The organism is candidate division Zixibacteria bacterium HGW-Zixibacteria-1 (assembly GCA_002838945.1).
In the GTDB taxonomy this organism is placed as follows: Bacteria; Zixibacteria; MSB-5A5; order GN15; family PGXB01; genus PGXB01.
In genome coordinates this window covers 1-3,635 of record PGXB01000075.1, presented here as the reverse complement: position 1 = coordinate 3,635, position 3,635 = coordinate 1, and the positions used below count along the sequence as shown (strand labels likewise).

General features: G+C 44.6%; 3 protein-coding genes and 1 pseudogene. All 4 read left to right on the top strand.

All coding sequences use genetic code 11. From position 1 onward, the window contains the following. The coding region (locus tag CVT49_16405; GenBank protein PKK81919.1) for a restriction endonuclease subunit S at window positions 1–184 on the top strand (184 nt) is incomplete at its 5' end. Window positions 185–186: 2 nt separating this feature from the next. Further along, on the top strand, window positions 187–1,158 hold the full coding sequence (locus tag CVT49_16400) for a hypothetical protein (protein ID PKK81918.1): 972 nt from the start codon (window positions 187–189) through the stop codon (window positions 1,156–1,158). After that, window positions 1,158–2,942 (top strand): annotated as a pseudogene (locus CVT49_16395) (N-6 DNA methylase). Before CVT49_16400 ends, CVT49_16395 begins: the two are co-directional and overlap by 1 nt. 223 nt (window positions 2,943–3,165) lie before the next feature. Next, entirely contained in the window at window positions 3,166–3,552 is a 387-nt protein-coding gene (locus CVT49_16390) for a hypothetical protein (GenBank protein PKK81917.1), read from the top strand. The last annotated feature ends 83 nt before the right edge of the window (window positions 3,553–3,635 follow it).

Here is a 3,635-nt window from a genome sequence, read left to right as displayed (position 1 = left end):
GGCACTCGTGGCCCAAATCGAAATCCCCATCCCGCCCTTGGAAGAGCAGAAGAAAATTGCAGCGATCCTTAAAGAGCAGATGGCTGCGATAGAAAAAGCCCGCGAGACGGCGGAAGCAGAACTGAACACCATCTATGCTATTCCGACTGCCTTGCTTCGTCGGGCGTTCAGTGGAGAAGTATAGCTGTGGCAGAAATTTACCTCCATGGGAATAAACTTGAGAGCATTTTCGAATTGCTGGGCGAAAAAGAGAATTCAATTACATATAGTATTGGCTGGGCATTGGCAAATTGTAAATCTCTCCTTAATGAATTCCTAAAGAATGCACTAAACAGACCAGTAAATGATGATATTACGATAGTCCGGCTGCAGGAATTTCAGAAGGGTAGCGGGAAAACTGATATAGAAATACTGGGTAAGGGATTTCATATCATTGTGGAAGCCAAAAGAGGTTGGAAAGTCCCCGGCGAAGATCAATTAACCATGTATGCCAGTAGATTAAAGAGCAATCATCATAGTCATAATATGATTATAAGCATGTCGGAATGCTCACAGGAATATGCCTCTTTTCACCTTGGGAATAATACCCTGGGTATTCCTGTGCAACATTTAAGTTGGAAAGATATCGTTCTTTTTACAAAGAAAGTGACAAATGCCGCACATGCTGAAAAAAGACTCCTGTCGCAGTTAAGGTCCTATTTAGAAAGGATTGTTAATATGCAAAACCAATCGTCAAATATAGTGTATGTTGTATCTCTTAATCTTGGTAGACCTCCACAAAGTTCTATTTCTTGGATAGATATTGTCGAAAAAAAAGGCCTCTATTTTTATCCTACTAAAAGCAGGGGATGGCCAGCAGATACACCTAATTATATTGGATTTCGATATAACGGAAAACTTCAGTCTATTTATCATGTCGAATCCTGGAAAATCGTCGACGATCTTCATACCGAAATAGAAGAAATCGGCAAGGGGGTTTTGGATAATCCACATTATCTTTGTTCCCTTGGGCCAGCAATTAGGCCGAGCAAGGAGGTAAGGAGTGGCCGGGTGTATGGACCAGGACATTGCTATGTTATGTTTGACCTTTTATTGACCTGTGATACAATATCTGAGGCTGTTCAGAAAACAAATGAGCGTCTCAAAAAGGAAAACTAATGGGTAGAGTCGCCAATAATAAGCAAAAGAAAAATAATAATGGTAATGGCAGACGACTGGCCACGCAGCAGTCAGTGGATCAAGCTGTTAAAAGTATCTGTGATATAATGCGGCGTGGCAATTGCGCTGGCGCGATGCAGTATGTGCCTGAACTGACCTGGATACTATTTCTACGCATCCTTGATGAGAAAGAACACCAGGAGGAGCAGGAAGTCGCTGCATTGGGGGTGCAGTTTCGGCCATCGCTGGAGGCACCTTACCGCTGGCGGGATTGGGCCGCGCCACCAGAGGCATTACCCGAAGGACAGACGAATAAACGAGTCGAGCTTCAAAACTCACCGCAAAATTCTTTGTTCAACTTTGTCAATAACGACTTACTGCCGCACCTGAAGGACTTAAGAAATACCCCAGATGCATCGCCCCGCCAGAAAGTAATTAGCCAGATCATGACCGGAGTCGAGCGAGTGCGTATCGATACCGAGCGTAATTTTCTCGACGTTCTGGATAAAGTGCATCAGCTAACCACCGAGACAGTCGATGATACGCATGTTTTCACACTTTCTCAAGTTTATGAAGGGTTGCTTCTTAAAATGGGCGAGAAGGGCAACGACGGCGGTCAGTTCTTTACACCCCGCCAGGTTATCAAGGCGATGGTTCAGGTGATAGACCCAAAGGTTGATGAGACGATTTATGACCCCGGCTGTGGCACGGGAGGTTTTCTTGCACAGAGTTTTGAGCATATCAGGGCCAATCTTGGCAATGATGCTACCGGTGAGCAGCTTGAAACACTCAAGCAACGAACTTTCTGGGGAAGAGAAAAAGAAAATATCGTTTATCCCATTGCTCTTGCCAATCTGATACTGCATGGTATTGATAAACCTAATCTATGGCATGGCAACACCCTGACCGGGCAGGAAAGCTATGGAGGCCTGTTCGAAGGTGCGCCGCAAACTTTTGACGTGGTATTGACAAATCCGCCATTCGGCGGCAAGGAAGCCCAAACAAATTTCGATTACAAGACCGGCGCCACGCAGGTGCTTTTCCTTCAGCATGTAATACGCAGCTTGCGTGATGGCGGACGCTGCGGGATTGTGCTGGATGAAGGGCTTCTTTTCCGCACCAATGAAGATGCCTTCGTCAAGACCAAGAGAAAATTATTAAATGATTGTGAATTGTGGTGTGTGTTGAGTCTGCCCGCGGGAGTGTTTACGGCGGCAGGTGCAGGAGTGAAGACAAATCTGTTGTTCTTTACGAAGGGTAAACGAACCAAAAAGATCTGGTATTATGATCTAACAGATGTAAAAGTCCGGAAGAAGACACCGCTGACGCTGAAGCACTTTGAAGATTTCTTCAAACAATTGGCCAAACGGGCTGATAGTGAACTGTCCTGGGTAGTGGATATGGACGAGCGCAAACGTGAAGCTGCCAAAGAGGCCCAGCCATTTAAGGATCAATCAACAACCAAATCCCAACAGGCAGCTCAGTGAAGCGAGCGACTTAAAGTCTTGAAGAAGGCCAAGCCCGGCAATAACAAGGCTATTGAGGAGGCTGAAACGAAGGTCAAGGAATTGACCCGTGAAGCAAGACAACTGGTGGCCAAGGCAAAGGAGATCGAGGACGCTGTCTATGATCTCAAGGCGGTCAACCCGAATAAAAAGCCTATAATCGACACACGCACCCCCGAAGAGCTCATGGAAATCATTGAAGCCGAGGGCAAGGAAATTGCCGAGGCTCTGGCTGCTCTGCGGCAAGGCGGCAAGAGAAATAATTCAGAAAACCGGTAAAACAAAGAATGGAACCAATAAGAAACATTGAGTCATTCTTAAAGTCAAAATGCGGAATAGGATCATATAAACTTCTTGACGATACACCACTCTACGATAATAGTCATTGTGCATGACAGGGAATCGTCATATTATTTTCTAAGGGCAAGACCAAGTGATTAACTCGGACCCAAAAATATTATTGGAGCAGCTGAAATCTCTATTTTTGTGCTGTGGATCTTCTATGTGCGCTGCGGTTGATAATTTGGTGAAAAGTTTTCGCTTCAAGCTAAAGCTGGAGATTAGCGGTGCAGAAAATCCCGGCTATTCACTCTTTGTAGAAATTGCCAGAAGATTAAATGTAGAATTCGAAATGGTTGAAATCCCTGCCATTCTCAAGCAAACCCCTTGGAAATGGCTTTCTGATCGAAATACAAAGAACTTGAGAGTCTGGATACCGAATATGGCATATCGGGAAGGCGATTTTCATGTCTTTTTTCCTTTTTATTTAAATTACCACCTTAGAGAATTAAAATTGCGTGATCCAGATTTTCCATCTCCCCAAATTGATAATCTTTATATGACCCTACTATGGCAGTTATGCTATGGGTACAGCTTGGTCTTCCCCTAAAAAAATGGACACATAGTTAAGATAGGGTAGCCGCCCGTTCGAAGTCAACTGGATTTTTAAAACCCAGGCTCGAATGACGGCGT